This window comes from Listeria sp. SHR_NRA_18, from assembly GCF_003856515.1.
In the GTDB taxonomy this organism is placed as follows: domain Bacteria; phylum Bacillota; class Bacilli; order Lactobacillales; family Listeriaceae; genus Listeria_A; species Listeria_A newyorkensis.
Map to the genome: position 1 here is coordinate 1 of NZ_QPKR01000112.1, position 384 is coordinate 384.

A 384-nucleotide genomic window follows, 5' to 3' on the forward strand; every position below is an offset into this window, starting at 1 on the left:
TCACCATTGGTGAATAAATCTTTCACGCTGGCTTCTGCTGCTTCTTGGCGTGCTTTTTCTGCCGCCGCTGCTGCTTGTTTCGCTTCTAGTTGTTTCTTCGCTTCGTCTAGCTCTTTTTGTAGCGCTGCTTTCTTCGTTGCATCTGTGATAGCATCGACGACTTTTCGTGCTTTATCAATCGCTTCTTGATCTGTTGTATCTTTAATCGTTCCTGTTACGTCACCATTGGTGAATAAATCTTTCACGCTGGCTTCTGCTGCTTCTTGGCGTGCTTTTTCTGCCGCCGCTGCTGCTTGTTTCGCTTCTAGTTGTTTCTTCGCTTCGTCTAGCTCTTTTTGTAGCGCTGCTTTCTTCGTTGCATCTGTGATAGCATCGACGACTTTT

The 384-nt window shown here is 46.1% G+C and carries 1 protein-coding gene; it reads right to left on the reverse strand.

The genetic code is table 11. The features are described 5' to 3' along the window. A partial coding sequence (locus DUK53_RS17700) for a toxin Cry1Ac domain D-VI-related protein (RefSeq protein ID WP_236637340.1) occupies window positions 1-384 on the reverse strand: 384 nt, incomplete at both ends.